The organism is Cellvibrio chitinivorans (assembly GCF_035117775.1).
Classification (GTDB): domain Bacteria; phylum Pseudomonadota; class Gammaproteobacteria; order Pseudomonadales; family Cellvibrionaceae; genus Cellvibrio; species Cellvibrio chitinivorans.
This window is the reverse complement of record NZ_JAYKKN010000007.1, coordinates 84,463-102,130: the sequence shown is the minus strand read 5'-3', so window position 1 is coordinate 102,130 and position 17,668 is coordinate 84,463. Positions and strand designations below refer to the sequence as shown.

The following is a 17,668-nucleotide window of genomic DNA, read 5'->3' as shown; positions in this document are numbered from 1 at the left end:
TTAAAAAACTTACCACCAGATCAGGGCGCAGTATGTCGATTTCAAGTTCAGAGCAATCTATTTACGACCAAGAGTATTACACCTATCACCTGGAGCTACTTGCTGCATTTTGTGCGCAAATCCAGCAGTTGCCGCCATTTAATACGGAAGATTGCAGCGCAGACGATGAAGAATTTATCACTGCAATCACCCAATTGCAGCAACACGCACATGAGCCCGGCTTTTTGGAGCAAGGACAAACACTTATGTGCCGAGTCGTCGGCAGCTATCCTCACCTGATGCCGCTGCTTTATCGCGACCTGCTGTGGTTTTTTGGCGGTGATTGCTTGCACTTTATGCCAGATGAAGAAATTGCTGTGTTTCAACGCTTGGATGAACAGCGCGAAGATGCAAAAGATCAGCAAACCGCGTTTAGCTACAAAGATGCCAGAGCCAAATCAAAGGGAATGAATTAAGCAATGCGAAGCCAAGGATGGCTCGCCCAACTGGGCAAATAGTTTGATTTGTATCAGAAGTAAAACAGAGATGATCTTGAAATATAAGACTTTATTACTTGTTAATTTCCGCAAGGGAAATTGGAGCGGGAAACGAGACTCGAACTCGCGACCCTAACCTTGGCAAGGTTATGCTCTACCAACTGAGCTATTCCCGCTAAATGTGGCGTCCCCTAGGGGACTCGAACCCCTGTTACCGCCGTGAAAGGGCGGTGTCCTAGGCCACTAGACGAAGGGGACATTTTGAACTGTTGCTAGAAAAACAACAATAAAACGCACTTCACTAACAGATTAAAACGTTACTACTTGTTAATTTCCGCAAGGGAAATTGGAGCGGGAAACGAGACTCGAACTCGCGACCCTAACCTTGGCAAGGTTATGCTCTACCAACTGAGCTATTCCCGCTAAATGTGGCGTCCCCTAGGGGACTCGAACCCCTGTTACCGCCGTGAAAGGGCGGTGTCCTAGGCCACTAGACGAAGGGGACCCGGACCATCTCACGTTTAACCGTCTCTTTCGATTCGATGTCTGCGTCAGAAGTGGGGCGCATTCTAGGGACAGGTGCCTTCGGTGTCAACACTTTTAATTCTTTTTTTACCAGAGTGGAAACAAGCACTTAGCGATTTTCCTTATTCCGCAAAATACAAATTCAGACGCCACTTTTTCCAGTGCTATACTTGGCTCAATAATACGCCCAGCAATTAACCAATAAGGGTTCAAAACCATCATGTCAGCTTACGTTATCGCCATAATATTCCTACTGCTGATATTGCTGGCTGGATATTTATTTCTATCCCATTCGATTCAAAAACGCCGCGTGCGTCGCCAGCGCTTAATTACTGCCCTGCGCGCGCGTCGCAATTCGTTCCGCGATCTAGCCACCAGCTTTCCTGCCGGATTTTTATCAAGCGACTTATCTGCCCTGCTCTACCGCGCATTAATCGACTGCTGCGATCAGTTATCGCGCCTTGAACCCAAGGATCCTACGCACGCAGAACAATTCAACCTCTACACCAACCTGCTGGCAACACACAAAGACAATACCCAACAAGCGCGCGTCCGCTTGGATAACCCGCAGCAAATAAAAGAAGCTCAAGGTCTGTTACAAGAGTTGCATAAGTTCGTTATGCAACAAGCGGCAGCCAAGCTCATCAATCAAGTGCAAACCGAAGCCTATGTAGATCAAATCAATCGTTTGGTGCTGCAAATTTCGGTGGATAGCCATGTGTTTAACGCGCGCCAGTCGCAACAAGTAGGCAAGGTTCGTTTGGCGATGCACTACTACACGCTGGCACGCAAAGCCTTAGCAGCAGAAAATGCAGGAGGCGGCTTTGACAAACAAGTTGCCCAATTAGATGCCGTTATTGCCAAGCTGCAAGAAAAAGCCAATGCAACACCTGAAGCTACAGATAGCGCAGATCAAGCTCCTGCATCTGCCGATAATGCCCCATCCAGCAAAGAATGGAAGCAGTTTGATGAAGAGAATGAAAAGTGGAAGAAAAAGCAGATCTACGATTAATCAATAGCTAAGTTGCCTGCTTTTATTACGGATACTCCAGCACTGTTTTTATCTTTAGCAGATTTGTTTCAACCCAGTGCTGATTAACCGCCCCCCAACCCTCTACGCGATAAATCCCGCCGTTATTTTCCAATTCAATATCCAACTCATGAATCGCCGCCAAGGTATCCTGCGCTGTGCGGCGCGGCATTCCTGTAGCCTCGATAATTTTGGGAACGCTATTGACCCCCTGAGAAATTAACCATGCAACATAAAGCCGACGGTAAAAGCTGGTTTTTGTTTTGCTGTGCTCGCTCATCATATTGACCAGTGGATTAGTTAAAAAATATTACAGCTAAAAGTATCATCGCTGCCGTCTATTTTTGCACTAGAATTCTCTATTAAATCACTCCGTAAAAGTAAACAAATATCATCCCATTTCACAAATTGTCCGATTGCGGATTTTACTTGCCTTCAGCAGGAATCTTTTTATGTTGATTAACTGTGTTGCCTATCAGGAAGGAAAAAAGCTGGACAATATTCCGGTTGAGGAAATAAGTAATTATCTAAAACGAAAAAACTGTTTTGTCTGGGTCGCTTTAAAAGATGTGGAACCCGGCGAGCTGGAGCAAATGCAGGAAGAGTTCAATTTGCATGAGCTAGCCGTAGAGGATGCCCATGTAGGCCATCAACGCCCGAAAGTTGAAGAGTATGGCGATTCGTTATTTGCCGTTATGCACACAGTCGAATTGGTTGATAACGAAATTCACGTGGGTGAAGTTGATGTGTTTGTGGGTGAAAACTATGTGCTGTCGATCCGCAACCGCTGTCAGCAAGGTTTTCTTGGTGTTCGCGCGCGCTGTGAACGAGAGCCGCACCATTTAATGCAAGGCTCGGCATTTGTGTTCTATGCGCTGATGGATGCAGTAGTGGATCGCTACTTTCCCGTGGTCGTCGCCATTGAAACCGAGCTGGAAACCATTGAAGACCAGATTTTTACCAAAGGATCACAGCGCGCCAACATAGAGCGACTCTACGCACTAAAACGCAAAGTCACCGTTTTAAAACATGCCGTTGCTCCGCTGCTGGAAGCAGTAGGAAAGCTCGATGGCGGCCGCGTCCCCCCAATTGTCGCAGGCACCAAACATTATTTTCGCGATGTACAGGATCATCTCTATCGCATCAACACGTCTATTGATTCGATTCGCGACACCATTGGCACCGCTATTCAAGTGAATCTGTCTATGGTGAGCATCGATGAAAATGAAGTGAATAAACGCCTTGCCGCTTGGGCGGCGATATTTGCAGTGGCAACGGCGTTTGTAGGGATTTGGGGCATGAACTTTGAACACATGCCCGAATTAAAATGGAAATATGGCTACCCAGTATCGCTTGGTATTGTGTTGGTAATTTGCGTTTATCTGTATTACCGATTTAAAAAATCTGGCTGGTTATAGTGCTGCCTCTTGAACCTGAGAATCCTGCAGATTTCTAATCGCCTCTACTGAAAAGCACTCGATATATTCGCCTTGCGCGATTTCGCCGATAGATTTTTTAAGCGGAACACGGCGCGGAGTAAAGCTAAACAAATTGCTGCGCTCCGCGTAATGGCGAACCTTGTGGCTCACCAACACCTCGCCCGGCTCGGCGGCCGCTTCCATGCGAGCAGCCATGCTAACTGCAACACCTTCCAAATCCGGAATATCAGTTACTTCGTTGTGCACAACCACAACTTCACCCAGCTCGACGCCGATACGCAATTCAAACCCTGCTGCACGTAAAACGTTGCGCATCATGCAAGCACACGCCAGCCCCGCAGTTGCATTTTTGAAGGTAACGCGCAGTGAATCCCCTTCCATATTGGGGTGACCTGCCGACCATTTTTTTAACACAGGCTTTATCAAACCGCGAAACAGAGATAACTTTTCAGAAAGTTCATCATTGCCCCACTTGGAAAAGCCTTTCAAATCCATAAACAAAATCGTCAGCTTGCGCACCTGATCTTTTTCATAGTCGGCAGCAAGCTCAAGTAAACGAGGCCAAAACTCCTCACGAATCGCCGCCATTTTTTCTTTTAGTTGCAGATGCAATTGCGAGTTGGTGCGCAACATTAATTGCGCTAACTGGATGCGCTCTGCCTCTGTCTGTAATTGTGCTTTCAGTTCAGTCGGATTGTGGCTACCCATCTCCTCCACCACAAATTTCACCAGTGCACCGCCCGCAACATCGGTGATAGATTTCAAGCGCAAGATTGTCCCCCAGTGGGATGCAGCCAAATGCTCAATAAAAATTGGAAGGGTTGCGAGTTCATGGTCGGCAAGGCGATAGGGATAGCGCAAATCGATTGTCATCGCTTCAGCAAAAATGCGCTCAAATTCGTGCGCGCGGTAAATAGTTTTTTCTTTACCGTTTTTATCCCAAAAGGCGTGTTCACATTGAATTTTGGCGATCTGCCAACCGGCGCTGGTGGTCCGCCAGAGTTTTGCGCCAGTGATATTCGCCTCAGCCAATTTAACCTTGGTCAGATTGGCGCCGCGCAAATCGGCGCCGGATAAGTTCGCACCGGAAAAATCAGATTTTTGTAAATCCATATGGTTTAAATCGACATTGTGCAAATTGGCCGATTTAAATATAGCCCCGACTAAGGTCGCGCCGCGCAAGTCAACGCCTGTCAGATTTGTGCTGGTTAATAATGCGCCGGATAAATCTGCCCGCTGCAAATTCACCCCTTCCAGATTGGAGTTGCTCAGATCAACCCGCGCTAGCTGTTGCCCTTCCAGATTACTGCCGGCGAGCGAGATATTGCGCAAAATCAAACCGCTGATGTCATGGCCGCGAAAATCGATATTTTCCAAGCGGGCATTGCGTGTATTGGCAGTCAGCATATTGGCGCGAAACAAAATGGAATTACTTAGATCGCAATTGGCCAGATTAGCGGCGATGAGCTTTGCGTGAGAGAAATCATTATTTCTTAGCTGCGATGATTGCAGGTTTGCCAAGATTAAATCTGCATGCTTAAAACTACAGCGAGTTATTTGTGCGTTGCGCAGGGATACTTTGGAGAGGTCGTACTCGTCGAGATTCATACCGTCCAGCGCTACGCCATCCAGATTGATCTCCCCTATCGCCTTTTGTTTGCGCCAATGGTTCCAGGATGCAACGCCCTTCTGCAGCTCTTGTAGTATTTGTTCTTTGTCCATGCGCACCTCACCAATATCGAGGGCGCAGCATACCAACATGCCTTTTTAAAAACTGACAGACGCCAACTGAGACGCCAACTTTTACAATCAACCAAAGATAAATAGCCAGTTTGATAGCGGATTCTCAGGGTTGATAAACGTCAAGCCACTAAATTCCTGCCAGAGAAAAAGTAATCGGCACCGACAACTCCAACTCTGTCAGGTTAAACCCCTCAGGTAACGGCGAGAAAGGCGCAGCCTTTTCAACTGCCGCCAAGGCAGCCTTGTTTAACAGAGAAAATTGGGACTCTTCAATGGGTACGATGGTTTTGATTTTGCCAAGCGCATCTATCACAACCGCAAGCCGTACAGTTCCTGCCTGCTGTAATTCTTGAGCGCGTTTTGGGTAACTCACATTGCTATAAATTTTTTTGAAGACATCGGCCATATAGAACTGTTTGGCGAGTAACTCTTGCGCACGGCTCACCGTTTGGTCGTTTGCCGTATTGATGACTGCTTCATTAGCACTGCTAGATTTGCTATCGCCCGCCGCAATCGGTGATGCAGGCTTAGAATTTACTGGTTCAGTCTTTACCGGCTCCGAAGTCTTCGCTACAGGAACAGATACGGCAACAACTTCAGCCAGTTTGGGGGCGGCGACTGGTTCAGGCTTATTCACAGGAGCAGCGACTGGAGCTTCGTCTAATACCTTATCTTCCGTCACTGTCGAGGCCAGCTTCCACTGCTTGGCTACATCAACTCGCGTATTACGTGGATGCATATGGTTGAAACGATTCACTAATGCTGCGTCCACCAAAGTGACGCTGAGCAAGTCGTCGCGAAATTTGGTTGATGAAGGCACCAGACCGATCCACGAACGCAGCAATAAACCAAAGAAAGCATCGTCCTCGATATGCCCCAACTCAACACTGTTAAGGCTGATAGCAACGCCTCGCGCAGGGACAAAATCAATCACCAGGTGATCATTCGCTTCTAATCGGTCGCGAACAAGCCCTTCAAAATAAATCATGTTATCCGCTTGGGCGATGAGGATATTTTGATCATTATTGATGGCGATGGACTCGCGCCACAGACGACTAAATTGTCGCTCAGTCATGCCCGCTGCCGACAAAAATTTCAATTCAATCCGCTTGGGATAGCTGCCATTAATCAATTCTTGCGCGTTAGTGCCAGTTTGCTCGCTATAGAGCGCAGCAATAAACAGCTCATTGCCCAATTCGGAATAAACCGCCATTCCATTCAAGCCGGAGTCGGCCCGCACACTGAAACTTAAAATGGTTAACAGCAACCCCAAACAACCAAGCCAAGGTTTAACCAGCATCTCATTGCCCCATAGCATCTGAATAAAAAGATGCAGACTAATGGGCAAACAAGACAATTTTGCGACAAAAGCCCAATTTCTTATTCCAACCGGATTATTAACCCGCAACGAATGCGGCTTTCCCTTGGGGAAGGCATTCTTTATAGTACGCCCGCTGAAAAATTCCCTGTCATTGGCGGTTGGCTGATCAATCCCCAACCGCCTGCATCGCGAGGTTAGCCCCATGGCTCAATACGTATTTAGCATGCATAGGCTCGGCAAAATTGTGCCGCCCAAGCGTGAAATCCTGAAAGACATCTCCCTCTCCTTCTTCCCCGGCGCCAAGATCGGTGTACTCGGCTTGAACGGTTCGGGTAAATCCACACTGCTGCGCATCATGGCCGGTGTCGATCAGGACTTTAACGGCGAAGCTCGCCCTATGCCCGGCATCAAAATCGGCTACCTGCCGCAAGAGCCACAACTCGACCCAGCCAAAGACGTGCTGGGCAACGTGCAAGATGGTGTGCGTGAAGCCGTAGATGCACTGGCCGAGCTGGATGCCATCTACGCCGCCTACGCCGAACCCGATGCTGACTTTGACGAGCTGGCCAAGAAGCAAGCTAAATGCGAAGACATCATTCAAGCGTGGGATGCGCATAACCTGCAACACACCTTGGAGGTTGCTGCCGATGCACTGCGCTTGCCGCCGTGGGATGCCGATGTAACTGTACTCTCTGGTGGTGAGCGCCGCCGTGTGGCGCTGTGCCGTTTGCTGCTGTCGCGCCCCGATATGCTATTGCTCGACGAACCAACCAACCACTTGGATGCTGAATCCGTTTACTGGCTGGAACAATTCCTCCACAACTTCAGCGGCACCGTAGTGGCGATCACCCACGACCGCTACTTCCTCGATAACGCCGCTGGCTGGATTCTGGAACTCGACCGCGGCCACGGCATTCCATACGAAGGCAACTACACCAGCTGGCTGGAACAGAAAGATGCTCGCTTGGAACAAGAAGCCCGCTCTGAAGCTGCGCACCAAAAAGCACTGAAAACCGAATTGGAATGGGTTCGCCAAAATCCAAAAGGCCGCCAAGCCAAGAGCAAGGCGCGTCTGGCTCGCTTTGATGAATTGCAATCGCAAGAATTCCAGGCACGTAACGAAACCAACGAGATCTACATTCCGCCGGGTGAGCGCTTGGGCGATAAAGTTATCGTGCTGGAAAACGTCAGCAAGGGCTACGGCGATCGCCTGTTGATAGACAATCTGTCGCTCAGCATTCCGAAAGGTGCAGTGGTTGGTATCGTCGGTGGTAACGGTGCGGGTAAATCGACTCTGTTCCGTATGATCGCCGGCACCGAGCAACCAGACAGCGGTACAGTGACCATTGGCGATACCGTAAAGGTCGCTTATGTAGAACAAAGCCGTGAAAATCTGGACGATAAACACTCCGTTTGGGAAGCAGTGTCTGGCGGTGCAGATATATTGAAAATCGGTAACTACGAAGTGAGTTCACGCTCGTACCTAGGACGCTTTAACTTCAAAGGTGGCGATCAACAAAAACGTGTGGGCGAACTCTCTGGTGGTGAGCGCGGTCGTTTGCATTTGGCCAACACTTTGAAGCAAGGCGCGAACGTTTTGTTACTCGACGAACCATCAAACGACTTGGACATCGAAACCCTGCGCGCACTGGAAGATGCAATCCTCGCCTTCCCCGGCTGCGTACTGGTGATCTCGCATGACCGCTGGTTCCTCGACCGTATCGCGACTCACATCCTCGCGTACGAAGGCGATTCGGATATCGTGTTCTTTGAAGGCAACTACACCGAATATCACGAAGATTTCGTCAAGCGCAAAGGCAATGATTCACAACCCAAACGCATGAAGTACAAACCGCTCAAAGCGTAAGTTTGTACGAAAAAAGAAACAAAAAAGGCAGCTCACCCGAGCTGCCTTTTTTGTTTTTTGCAATTCACCATAAGTAAATCGCAGCAATGTATTTATGTAGGTGCGATTAGCGCAGCGTAATCGTACGCATGTTATTTTCAGCTTCTATTTTTACACTGTTATCCCAGCACCAAAAATTTGGATTAATCCCTGCTTGGGTTGGGCATATCCTTACACCCTGAAATTTGTCGATTGATTTTCCATACGTACGATTACGCTGCGCCAATCATATCTACGTTTTTCCAAAATATGGTTTCAAAAAAACAGTTGAAGTGGTGAAAATAAAATCTACGCACTTCACAACCTACAGAGTGAAATCCGTAGGTTGGTGGTGAGCTTGCGAACCCCAACATAATTTTTGCTTTGCTAAGCAGACAACTGAATTTCAGCTACCAACAGCGGACATTCGCATTACTGATGCATACTTGCCTTAACAGATCCTAGCTGCCTCAACTGGAGCCTGTCTTTATATTTTTCAGGGATTCAAGATGCGTCTCTATCCGCCACCGAGTACCAGCCGGGATTTTTTCATTAGATAGAAATTCAGCAACAATATCTGCACTCTTGCAATTTATGAGTATATCCTCCCCACCAAAATTCAAATCAATTGCAATTTTCCTTACTGCCGAATCGATTAAGTGGAGATTATGTGACAAACCCGACAATAATTTCTTACGCACACTGGGCGCCGGAGGAAGACTCGATAAATCATCAACAATGCGCAATTGAATCATCGGATTATTAGTATACCTCGCAACAAGACATACTCTTGCTATCTCCATCTCTGTCACAGAATCGATTTTCTCATAATACGGTTCAATTAAACCTTTTTGGCCAAGATATACGTTTAGCAGGTTATATGAATGATCGACAACATCCCTGGATAATACTTGCTCGAATATTAAATTGGGTTGTTTATTCGCAAGATTTAAAAATGCATTGTTTACAACAATGGGGTCGGAGTCCATTAGATACGACGACAATACTTCCGTGGTACACCCGCCATTTCCAGCTACTGAACGACGAACAATATTACTTTTGTCGCCGGCTAAGTGCGCCAATACTTCAGCCCTGGCTACTCTTGCCACAGAGGCTCTTTGACTTGGCTTTAAAGTAAGAATGTGCTCAATACCTTTTTTAGCATCCAAATAAGCATTAAATTTTCTTTCAGATTCATTGATTTTTATGTAAGGATTTGCAATTCTTTTTTTAATGGCTTCATCTATGGCTTTTTCTGTAATAACTTCAGTAGGATATAATTTTCCAAACTGTTTTTTAGCCGTTTGCGAAACATTTTCATATTTGTCACGCATTAAGCTGAGTAACGCCTCCTTGGATACATATTTTGATTTGGCAATCCGTTCACGCTCAGCCATTCGACTACTGTTAAGAAATATATCAGTTAAATCCTCATCAATATTGCAATTGTAGGCAATAGCGTTCCTAATCCACAAATCATCTACACTATAGAGCTCTCTCAATACATGCGATGGGCAATTTTGATGTTTTGCTATATCTTTGACGTTATCAAAATAAACATCCGTTTTATATCGACGACTTTTATTATGAGTCCAAAGGTGCTCAATAAACTCCGGTGGGAGTTTTTTATTTCTTAGCAGCGAATATTCCCAAGGCAAAAACCGTGCTTTATTTAGAGCGTCCGTAACTTTATCACGCTTAACAAGCACTAACAGGAACAATAAAAAGGTCGTGCTTTCCGTTTTCTCCAGCTCTTTCTCCAGCATTAGTATGGCATCTGCCACCCGTAAAGGATTTTCAATCATGTCTGCCAAATGTTGATAATCTAGAATAGCGCTTGATTCGCTTATCAACTTTTGAATAATTCCAATGTCACCATAGGAAAGCTTGCGACAAGCCTCCATAAAACGCCTGCGTTCTCCATGTTCACTAAAATAGTTATCAAAAGCATTGTCGAGCGAGTTAAATGCTTTTTCAATTTCCGCCGAGGACACCCCCTCAAAAGTATCGATTATTGACATTTCAACCTCATCACTTTGTTTGTATTTGCGATAATTTTTTAATTTCAATTATTAATATCTATATTACATTAATCAGCATTTGCATTTTCGCTTTGGGCACCTTTCTGCACTCAAAAACTGTTGGGGTTCGTTCCTCACCGCCAACCTACGGTTCTGCGCATAGCGAAAGAATAATGCCAATTAAAGACCATAGCGGTATTTGGTGCCAATATAAATTACGGCTTATTACCGATAAGCCATAAAAAAGCCCGGCGTTGTGCCGGGCAAATTTTCACTTTAACAACACTGATGATTATTTTTTCAAACGCAGTAAACCAAGTTTGTATGGAATGGTGTTGTAATTACCGTCTGGGCTAGGACCTGCTTCGCCTTGATAAAGAAACTCTAAATTACAAGGATCAACCGTCAGACGCTCGTCGTAACCTGAACGAATCAACTCACCATGACTAATACCGTTAGCCCATTTTCCGGTTGGCCATTCAACATTGTTGTTGCCCGCGAAAGGGTTCGCGTCGGTATCGGCAAGTGGAGTCCAAGGGCCGTCGAGACTGGTTGATGTCCATGAGCGGAACATGCGTGGGCCACTTGGCCAAGCTTCTACCATAAGCAAATATTTATTTTGTCCATCTAACTTATAAACATTAGGTGCTTCAAATAAATATTGATTGCCATTACCGCGATGATCTTCCATCACTACCGAATAACCAGAGAAATTGGGAAAATTGCCGATAGTTGTTTTGGAAACATAAAGCACACCATCGTCGCGTGAGAAATATAAGTAGCAGTGGGTATCGTTACAAATTACCCAGAAGTCCAACGCGCCGGTGGGTTCACCTTGTAGTAAACGCTGTTTGGCTGACCAATTAGGATTTCGGATGTCATCGGTCGTTGCGTAAGTGCCAGGCCACTGCGTAATCAAATACCATTTGTTATGAGGGCGGAAGAAAAATACTTGCGGCGCGACGGCATTCCCTACACGGCTACCATTCATGGAAACATGCGCGGCTGACTGCGCGTTATTCCAATCGGTAAAACTGGTGTACATAGATTTGTAGGCGGTATCGTAATAAGTCGCATACACATGATAAGTGCCGTTGTATTTCACTACCGATGGATCTTTGATGGATTTCCAGTTGGCATTTTTAGGGCTGATCAAGGGTGCAGTTGATGTCCAACGCAGCGGTGCTTTTAATTCACAGGTTGCGGCAGAACTGCTGCTACTTGAACTACTGCTGGTCGGTTGAGTGACTTGTCCGCCGATGGAAAAATCATCGGCGTAATAACTGATGCTGGTGTCAGTCGCTTCAATAATAAAATGTTGGAAGCCAGTTGAACCCAACTGTGTGTAGTAGCCCTGCAATAATCGCCATTCAGAAGATGAGGCTGTCACTGTGCCCACACGTGTGTATTCGTTGTAGGTTGTTGCGTCTGCGTCATCCAAGCGTTTTGCGGTCAGGCTGATAACCGAATCCGGCGTGCCCGGAGCGAGTTTTACCCAGACCGCAACATCGTATTGATTGCCACTGGTTAGTGAACCCACATTAAACGTTAAGCCATTCCAGGCAGCGGTGCGCTCGGTAATTAACGCGCTGGCACTGCCGCTACGTTTGTCTGCTGTTGAACGCGCAACGCTACCTGCGGTTGTACCCCAATTGGTTAAACCACTTTCCACACCGCCGTTTTGTGCAAAATTATTCGAGGGCACTGAATAGCCACTGGATGACATAGCAATGCTGCTTGCACTGGAACTAATGGCCGGAGCAGAGCTGGACGCAGCACTCGAACGCACTGACGAACTGCTCGCCACTACACTGCCACACAAACTGCCATTGATGATAGGACGCTCAGCACTGCCACCATTTTTTTCACCTTGAAAACCAAAAGACACTGACTGACCCACAGCGATATTCCCATTCCAGGACAGATTGCTCGCCGTGTAAGGATTTGTGCCAGATAGGTTTGCGTTCCAGCTACCGCTGATGCGGTTATTCGCGTAAGTCCAATTCACGCTCCAGTTATTAACCGCTACAGTGGAATCATTTTTAATGGTGACACTGGCAACAAAACCATTGCCCCATTCGTTTTCGATCGTGTAGGTACAGGCGGCAAATGCAGAGTGGGCAAATGCGGCTAAGCCAGTGCCAATGGCAATCAGGCCGCAGGCATTTTTGACAAATATCGAAAAAAGCCGGGGAGAATTTTTGCAAGTAAACATGTTAATAATCTCCTTAGAAAAATATTTTGCTATTGATTGTGTTGCACCGAATGTTTGAACAAGATGCGTCTGACAAAACACTCGTTGAAAACGGGTGCGTTTTAAAAAGGAAGGAATCCGAGTAAATCCGTGATTCACAAAAATCCGTTCGTGTGAATCACAGATAAAGAAGATTGATTACTGATTATTAATATAGTTATTCAGTAACCAGGTCATCGCGGGGCGGGGCGTGCCGTTTTCCGAAATCAAACCTGAACCTTCTATCCAGGTTCTACCGTTTACGTAACCCCAAATGGTGATGCCTTTAACATGCGGATGGTTCCAGAACACAGGGAAATGTGCCTGGAAGTTTTGCAGTTGAACTTGATCATTGGTATCGCCGATATCGTATTCAGAAATGTAAATGGGCTTGCCCACTTGATTCCAAATATTATCGATTGCCGTTTTCACTTGCGCTGCGGTTAGGCCTTTCAATTCATGCGCCTGCAAACCGACTGCGTCTATGTAATCGCCTTGGGCTTTTGCGAGTGCGATAAACTCGTTGTGCTGCCAGCGAATATTGTTGTAGTCGTTCAGAATCAGAATTGAATTGGGGCAGTATTGGCGAGCCAATTGGAATACGCGTTGAATCCAATTGTTGCCAAATGCTTTTTGCGCATAACCGGCTGGTTGGTGACCGACAACGGCCTCGTTAACAACATCGATCATGGCTGTGTCCGGATAGCGGGTGCAGTAGTCGCGAATCCACTCTTCGATTTCAGCTGCAGTTTCAGACGCGCTCAGATTATTAATCCACGATGGTGATTGTGCCCCCCACACAAAGGTATGCGCTTTTACTGGAATACCGTGTTGACGCGCATAAGCGTAAATGCGATCGACCGGCGCCCAGTTGTACACATCGCGTGTGCCTTCAACCGATCCCCACTTACCTTCATTTTCCGGCGTGATTTGATTCCAGTAATTAATAAAATCAGAACGCACATTACCGGAAGTCGTAATGTTGCCGATGAATTTTCTGGTCGATACGCTGCTTGAGCTACTTGAACTGCTCGATGGTGGTTGCACTACCTGACCGCCAATCGCAAAGTCATCAGCGTAGTAGCTGATGGTGGTATCGGTCGCTTCGATAATGAAGTGCTGGAAGCCAGTGGTGCCGGATTGCGTGTAATAACCCTCCAGCAAACGCCATTCATTGGCCGATGCCGTCACCGTACCAACACGGGTGTACTCGTTGTAGGTAGATGAATCGCTGTCATCCATCCGCTTACCCGTCAGGGTCAAAACGCTGTCGGGAGTGCCGGGTGCCAATTTCACCCACACATTGACTTCGTATTGATTCCCACTGGTAAGTGAACCCACGTTAAACGTCAGACCATTCCAGGCCGCCGTGCGGCCGGTAATTACTGCGCTTGCACTGCCGCTGTGTCTGTCGGCAGTCGAGCGCACCACAGTACCTGCGGTGGTTCCCCAATTTGTCAGCCCAGACTCAACACCGCCGTTTTGTGCAAAGTTATTAGCGGGCACCGCGTAACTGCTGGAAGAGGAACTGACGCGAGATGAGCTAAGGCTCGATGCGCTGGAGCGTGAAGAAGAACTTATCGGTGCACTGGAACTTGCCACCGACGATGTATTACCGCTATTGCACAATGCCCCGTTGACGGTGGGACGCTCGGCGCTTCCGCCATTTTTATTGCCTTGGAAACCGAACGACACCGACTGCCCTGCTCCTAGATTTCCATTCCAACTCACATTGCTGGCGTTGTATGGGTTGGAGCCAGACAAATTGGCATTCCAGCTACCGGTAATGCGATTGGCGGCGTATTGCCAGTTCACATTCCAGCCGCTAACCGCGGAACCTGTGTCATTTTTAACGGTGATACTGGCAACAAAGCCGGTATTCCATTCATTATCGATAGTGTAAGTACAGGCCGCGCCCGCCGTGTGTGATAAGGCTGCGGTCGCAGCACCTAACACGGCGAAGCTGGCTGCACGCTTAAGCGCGCTAGTGATGCGGCATGGAACAACATTAGGTCTAGACATTATTCATATCTCCTTTAGATGATCTTGCATATGATGATCTTGCATATGTTGAAACGTAGATTTCCTTGTGGTGTCAGCGGCAAAGATGCATTGCGTGACAACACCCCACAAGGTGATGAGTTACTGAACTATTTTTATTATTGAAATAACCAGAGCAATTCGGTTTTACAGCCAATCGTTATCGTTAGCTTCGGGAGATTAAAACCGAGCGGTGAATTTACTCAGGAGAGGAGGAATGTGTTTGCACTTTTGAAAGCGTTCCTAAAAAAAGCAAAAATTTTTATTTTCCCTGCAATTTTTTTAGAAATAATTAGCGGCGAAGAAGGAATAATGTGAAACCTATCACTTCTTGTTAGAAATTAAACGGATCGAAAAACCAAGCTACCAATAGCTAAGTGCGAAATTTTTTATGAGACTAATACAACGAAGATTTTTCACTGCTGAAAATCATTCTTCGCTCTTTGGTTGACACAGTAGTTTAAACGTCTTGGGCGCACATCCGTACTCTGCCTTGAACAACTTATTAAAGTAAGAGACGTTGTTGTATCCCACGGAATAGGCAATCTCTGACACATTCGCCTCCGCATTTTCCGCGAGCAAACGCGCCGCTTCTGTTAGGCGCAATTTATTTAAATAACTGCTAAATGTGAGACCTAATTCTTCTTTTAAAATATCGTTAATTTTGGTCCGATTAATCCCGAGTGAAGTCGCTGCCTCTTCGAGGTTCAACTCGGGATTGGCATACTCAGTGGCCATATAACGTAACAGAGCGCCCTTCTCTTTATCTTTTTGCGGCTCTATCGAAAGTTTTTTATAGGCAATAAGGGGAAGATCCTGTTTTACTTTTTCATGCAAACCAGCAGTGAGTACTCTTACATAACGGCGCAGCAACCACACGCCAAATAACACCCATAACATCAGGCTGATAACCGCGGCACCATAAATAAAACGTGAATCAGTTCCGCGCAATTTCACATCCGTCAATTTCACATTGGAAGGCGTATTAACCGGGCTTTGCAATGAATTGACCCAAGCGAACCCCATAGTTTTATCCAGCCGATAGCCATATTCACTAAATTCATAACCAAACCGCGCCAACCACCAATCCGGAGTGACCAGTTCATCGAACTTAATAGTGACCTTTTCCCAATGGCTGGTACAGGAAAAAGCCGCGGAAGATACGCGCCGAGATGCCATGTTACTCAAGCTAGTCACTTTATCGTCATAACTAAACAGCACCAGCATCAATACATTTTTGGGGTCGCAAATGATGTTGAAGGAAATTTCACGATAGCGCGTGAGATCGGTCAACTGAAAAGATTGAATTGAATCGACAAAATAAATTGAATAATGGCTGTAGGGAAACTTCTCGTTGCCATCTAGAAAGAAATCGTACTCAACCGTTCCGACTTCATTTTTAAGTGTAAGACGTGTTTCACCTACAGGCTGTTTGGGTTCCAGTGCAGACTCCCACAACAATCCGTTTTCTTGCGCGGGAAATAAATAATGATTTAACCGTGATTGCGCCAATCCACCATAGATGATTAATCCGGTCAAAGCCAGCATCAACAAACAAGCAGCGACAGAGTCCCAATAGAACTTCAGCATGGCGATATTCAACTTTTAAGGTGACGGCAAATTATTGCGTGTTGGATAGCACCTTTTCAACATCCACCCCAAATACCATCACCCCTTGAGGCTCGAAACTTTCTTCAAGATAAAGCGGTACGCTCAGGTGCAATTGAAAGCGCTTGGTGGATTCGTCGTAATTAATTGGGCCGAAGTGAAGGGTATTGGCAGGTTTGCCGAATACTTCGGTGAATTTTTCTTCGTCGCCTTGCCAGTAGTCTGAGGTCATATCGCTAATGGCGAAGTTTACACCGTGCACATCGGTCACAATAATTTCTGTAATAACATCTTGCGACTGTTTTTTTACTTCGCGCAGCTCAGCTGAAATCTCTTGATCAACCAGCTTTATGGAATACGAGAAATCATCCTTCAAAAAGGATTGTTTCCATTTTTTATCGCGCTCAGCAATTTCCTGCTGACTCATACGGCGATTTTTAAGGTTGTATTTTTTTAACGCCTGCTCCAATTTTGGCAGGCGCTTCCAGCGCTCAATCTTCCGCGACAAAAGCTCTTTTATTTGCAGCTCCTCGTATGGGGAAACCATAAACCGCGTATTTGAGCATGAGGTGATTTTTTGGTTAAAAGCGGCCAAAAAAGTTGGGTTGTTATTTAAAAACTGTTCATTGAAATAAACACCCAAAGGAACATAACGAAAAAATCGGCTTTGAAATTTGTTCGCGTCCAACTTCAGCTCTTTGGCGGCCTGCTCAAAATGTTCGCGGTCAGCCAGAATGACATCAATTCGTTTGCCTTGTAGCAACTTAATTAATTGCGGCAAATTATTTCCACTCATCTCCACCTTGTAACCCGCTTCACCTAACCAGGTTTCCTGTTGGCTGCCGAGAATAGAACCCAGCCGATACCCCTCGCGCCATGTTTCAGGCGCTACAGTGTCCATGCGCCAAAACCAATACCAATTTTCCAGTACTAGAGGCGCAGACAAGACCGCGTAGGGATCAACTTGGCGCATGGGAATAGCGGTAAAAAATCCATCGATGCGATTGCTTTTGACATCCTGATAGGCGCGCCGCCAGGGAATGACTTGCACACTGTATTCGCGATCAATTTTTTTAAATATGCACTGCAGATGAGGCAGCAACTCTTGCGCACTGCCAGATGGCATGTCCGAGCTGAATGCAGATGAAATATTAGTCGCCAAGCTAACAACTGAACTTTCTGTTAGCGCATTATTATTTTCACTTTCCGCTTTTGCTAATAAATTACCACTTGAAATTATTATTATCAGTAGAAGTAACCGCATGAAGGCGCTCCTTGATTTGCCTTTTTTCTAGAGATGCTCACAGGAAGATAAACAACATTAAGTCACCGAAGAGTATAGACCTA

Annotated in this window: 12 protein-coding genes and 4 tRNA genes; 4 read left to right on the top strand and 12 right to left on the bottom strand. The window is 46.3% G+C overall.

Features of this window, described 5'->3' with window-relative positions; all coding sequences use genetic code 11:
* Positions 1–32: 32 nt before the first annotated feature.
* The gene (locus SPL68_RS16525) at positions 33–455 is read left to right on the top strand and encodes a PA2817 family protein (RefSeq protein WP_323816276.1); all 423 of its coding nucleotides are present in this window, start codon (positions 33–35) and stop codon (positions 453–455) included.
* Positions 456–576: 121 nt separating this feature from the next.
* Here SPL68_RS16525 and SPL68_RS16520 read toward each other — a convergent pair.
* From SPL68_RS16520 to SPL68_RS16505, 4 genes are all read right to left on the bottom strand, one after another.
* A tRNA-Gly gene (locus SPL68_RS16520) sits at positions 577–652 on the bottom strand.
* Between the two features lie 6 nt (positions 653–658).
* Positions 659–734 (bottom strand) — tRNA-Glu (locus SPL68_RS16515).
* A gap of 89 nt (positions 735–823) precedes the next feature.
* Positions 824–899: transfer RNA gene (locus tag SPL68_RS16510), tRNA-Gly, on the bottom strand.
* A 6-nt stretch (positions 900–905) separates the two neighbouring features.
* A tRNA-Glu gene (locus SPL68_RS16505) sits at positions 906–981 on the bottom strand.
* Positions 982–1,221: 240 nt separating this feature from the next.
* Between SPL68_RS16505 and SPL68_RS16500 the strand changes: the two genes are divergently transcribed.
* Positions 1,222–2,013 carry a hypothetical protein gene (locus tag SPL68_RS16500; RefSeq protein WP_323816275.1) on the top strand — a complete coding sequence of 264 codons (792 nt, stop codon included), beginning with the start codon at positions 1,222–1,224 and terminating at the stop codon, positions 2,011–2,013.
* A gap of 25 nt (positions 2,014–2,038) precedes the next feature.
* On the opposite strand, the gene SPL68_RS16495 is transcribed toward SPL68_RS16500, so the two are convergent.
* Entirely contained in the window at positions 2,039–2,311 is a 273-nt protein-coding gene (locus SPL68_RS16495) for a helix-turn-helix domain-containing protein (protein ID WP_465038332.1), read from the bottom strand.
* 172 nt (positions 2,312–2,483) lie between these two features.
* Here SPL68_RS16495 and corA point away from each other — a divergent pair, with 172 nt between their 5' ends.
* On the top strand, positions 2,484–3,449 hold the full coding sequence (gene corA, locus SPL68_RS16490) for a magnesium/cobalt transporter CorA (RefSeq protein WP_323816273.1): 966 nt from the start codon (positions 2,484–2,486) through the stop codon (positions 3,447–3,449).
* Here the strand turns inward: corA and SPL68_RS16485 are convergent.
* Complete coding sequence (locus SPL68_RS16485) at positions 3,444–5,192, bottom strand: pentapeptide repeat-containing protein (protein WP_323816272.1); 1,749 nt, start codon at positions 5,190–5,192, stop codon at positions 3,444–3,446. The two genes, corA and SPL68_RS16485, sit on opposite strands and share 6 nt — an antisense overlap.
* Before the next feature lie 148 nt (positions 5,193–5,340).
* Positions 5,341–6,513: a TonB family protein gene (locus SPL68_RS16480; RefSeq protein WP_323816271.1), complete on the bottom strand. Its 1,173-nt coding sequence runs from the start codon at positions 6,511–6,513 to the stop codon at positions 5,341–5,343.
* A gap of 223 nt (positions 6,514–6,736) precedes the next feature.
* Here SPL68_RS16480 and ettA point away from each other — a divergent pair, with 223 nt between their 5' ends.
* Complete coding sequence (gene ettA / locus SPL68_RS16475; protein WP_323816270.1) at positions 6,737–8,401, top strand: energy-dependent translational throttle protein EttA; 1,665 nt, start codon at positions 6,737–6,739, stop codon at positions 8,399–8,401.
* Between the two features lie 488 nt (positions 8,402–8,889).
* Here ettA and SPL68_RS16470 read toward each other — a convergent pair whose 3' ends face one another.
* The 5 genes from SPL68_RS16470 to SPL68_RS16450 form a co-directional block, all read right to left on the bottom strand.
* Positions 8,890–10,488: a hypothetical protein gene (locus SPL68_RS16470; RefSeq protein WP_323816269.1), complete on the bottom strand. Its 1,599-nt coding sequence runs from the start codon at positions 10,486–10,488 to the stop codon at positions 8,890–8,892.
* A 244-nt stretch (positions 10,489–10,732) separates the two neighbouring features.
* Positions 10,733–12,655, bottom strand: a complete 1,923-nt coding sequence (locus SPL68_RS16465; RefSeq protein WP_323816268.1) for a non-reducing end alpha-L-arabinofuranosidase family hydrolase — start codon at positions 12,653–12,655, stop codon at positions 10,733–10,735.
* 177 nt (positions 12,656–12,832) lie between these two features.
* On the bottom strand, positions 12,833–14,695 hold the full coding sequence (locus SPL68_RS16460) for an endo-1,4-beta-xylanase (RefSeq protein WP_323816267.1): 1,863 nt from the start codon (positions 14,693–14,695) through the stop codon (positions 12,833–12,835).
* 447 nt (positions 14,696–15,142) lie between these two features.
* Positions 15,143–16,303, bottom strand: coding sequence for a helix-turn-helix domain-containing protein (locus tag SPL68_RS16455; RefSeq protein WP_323816266.1), 1,161 nt, complete (start codon positions 16,301–16,303; stop codon positions 15,143–15,145).
* A gap of 31 nt (positions 16,304–16,334) precedes the next feature.
* Positions 16,335–17,585 carry a substrate-binding periplasmic protein gene (locus SPL68_RS16450; RefSeq protein WP_323816265.1) on the bottom strand — a complete coding sequence of 417 codons (1,251 nt, stop codon included), beginning with the start codon at positions 17,583–17,585 and terminating at the stop codon, positions 16,335–16,337.
* Positions 17,586–17,668: the final 83 nt, after the last annotated feature.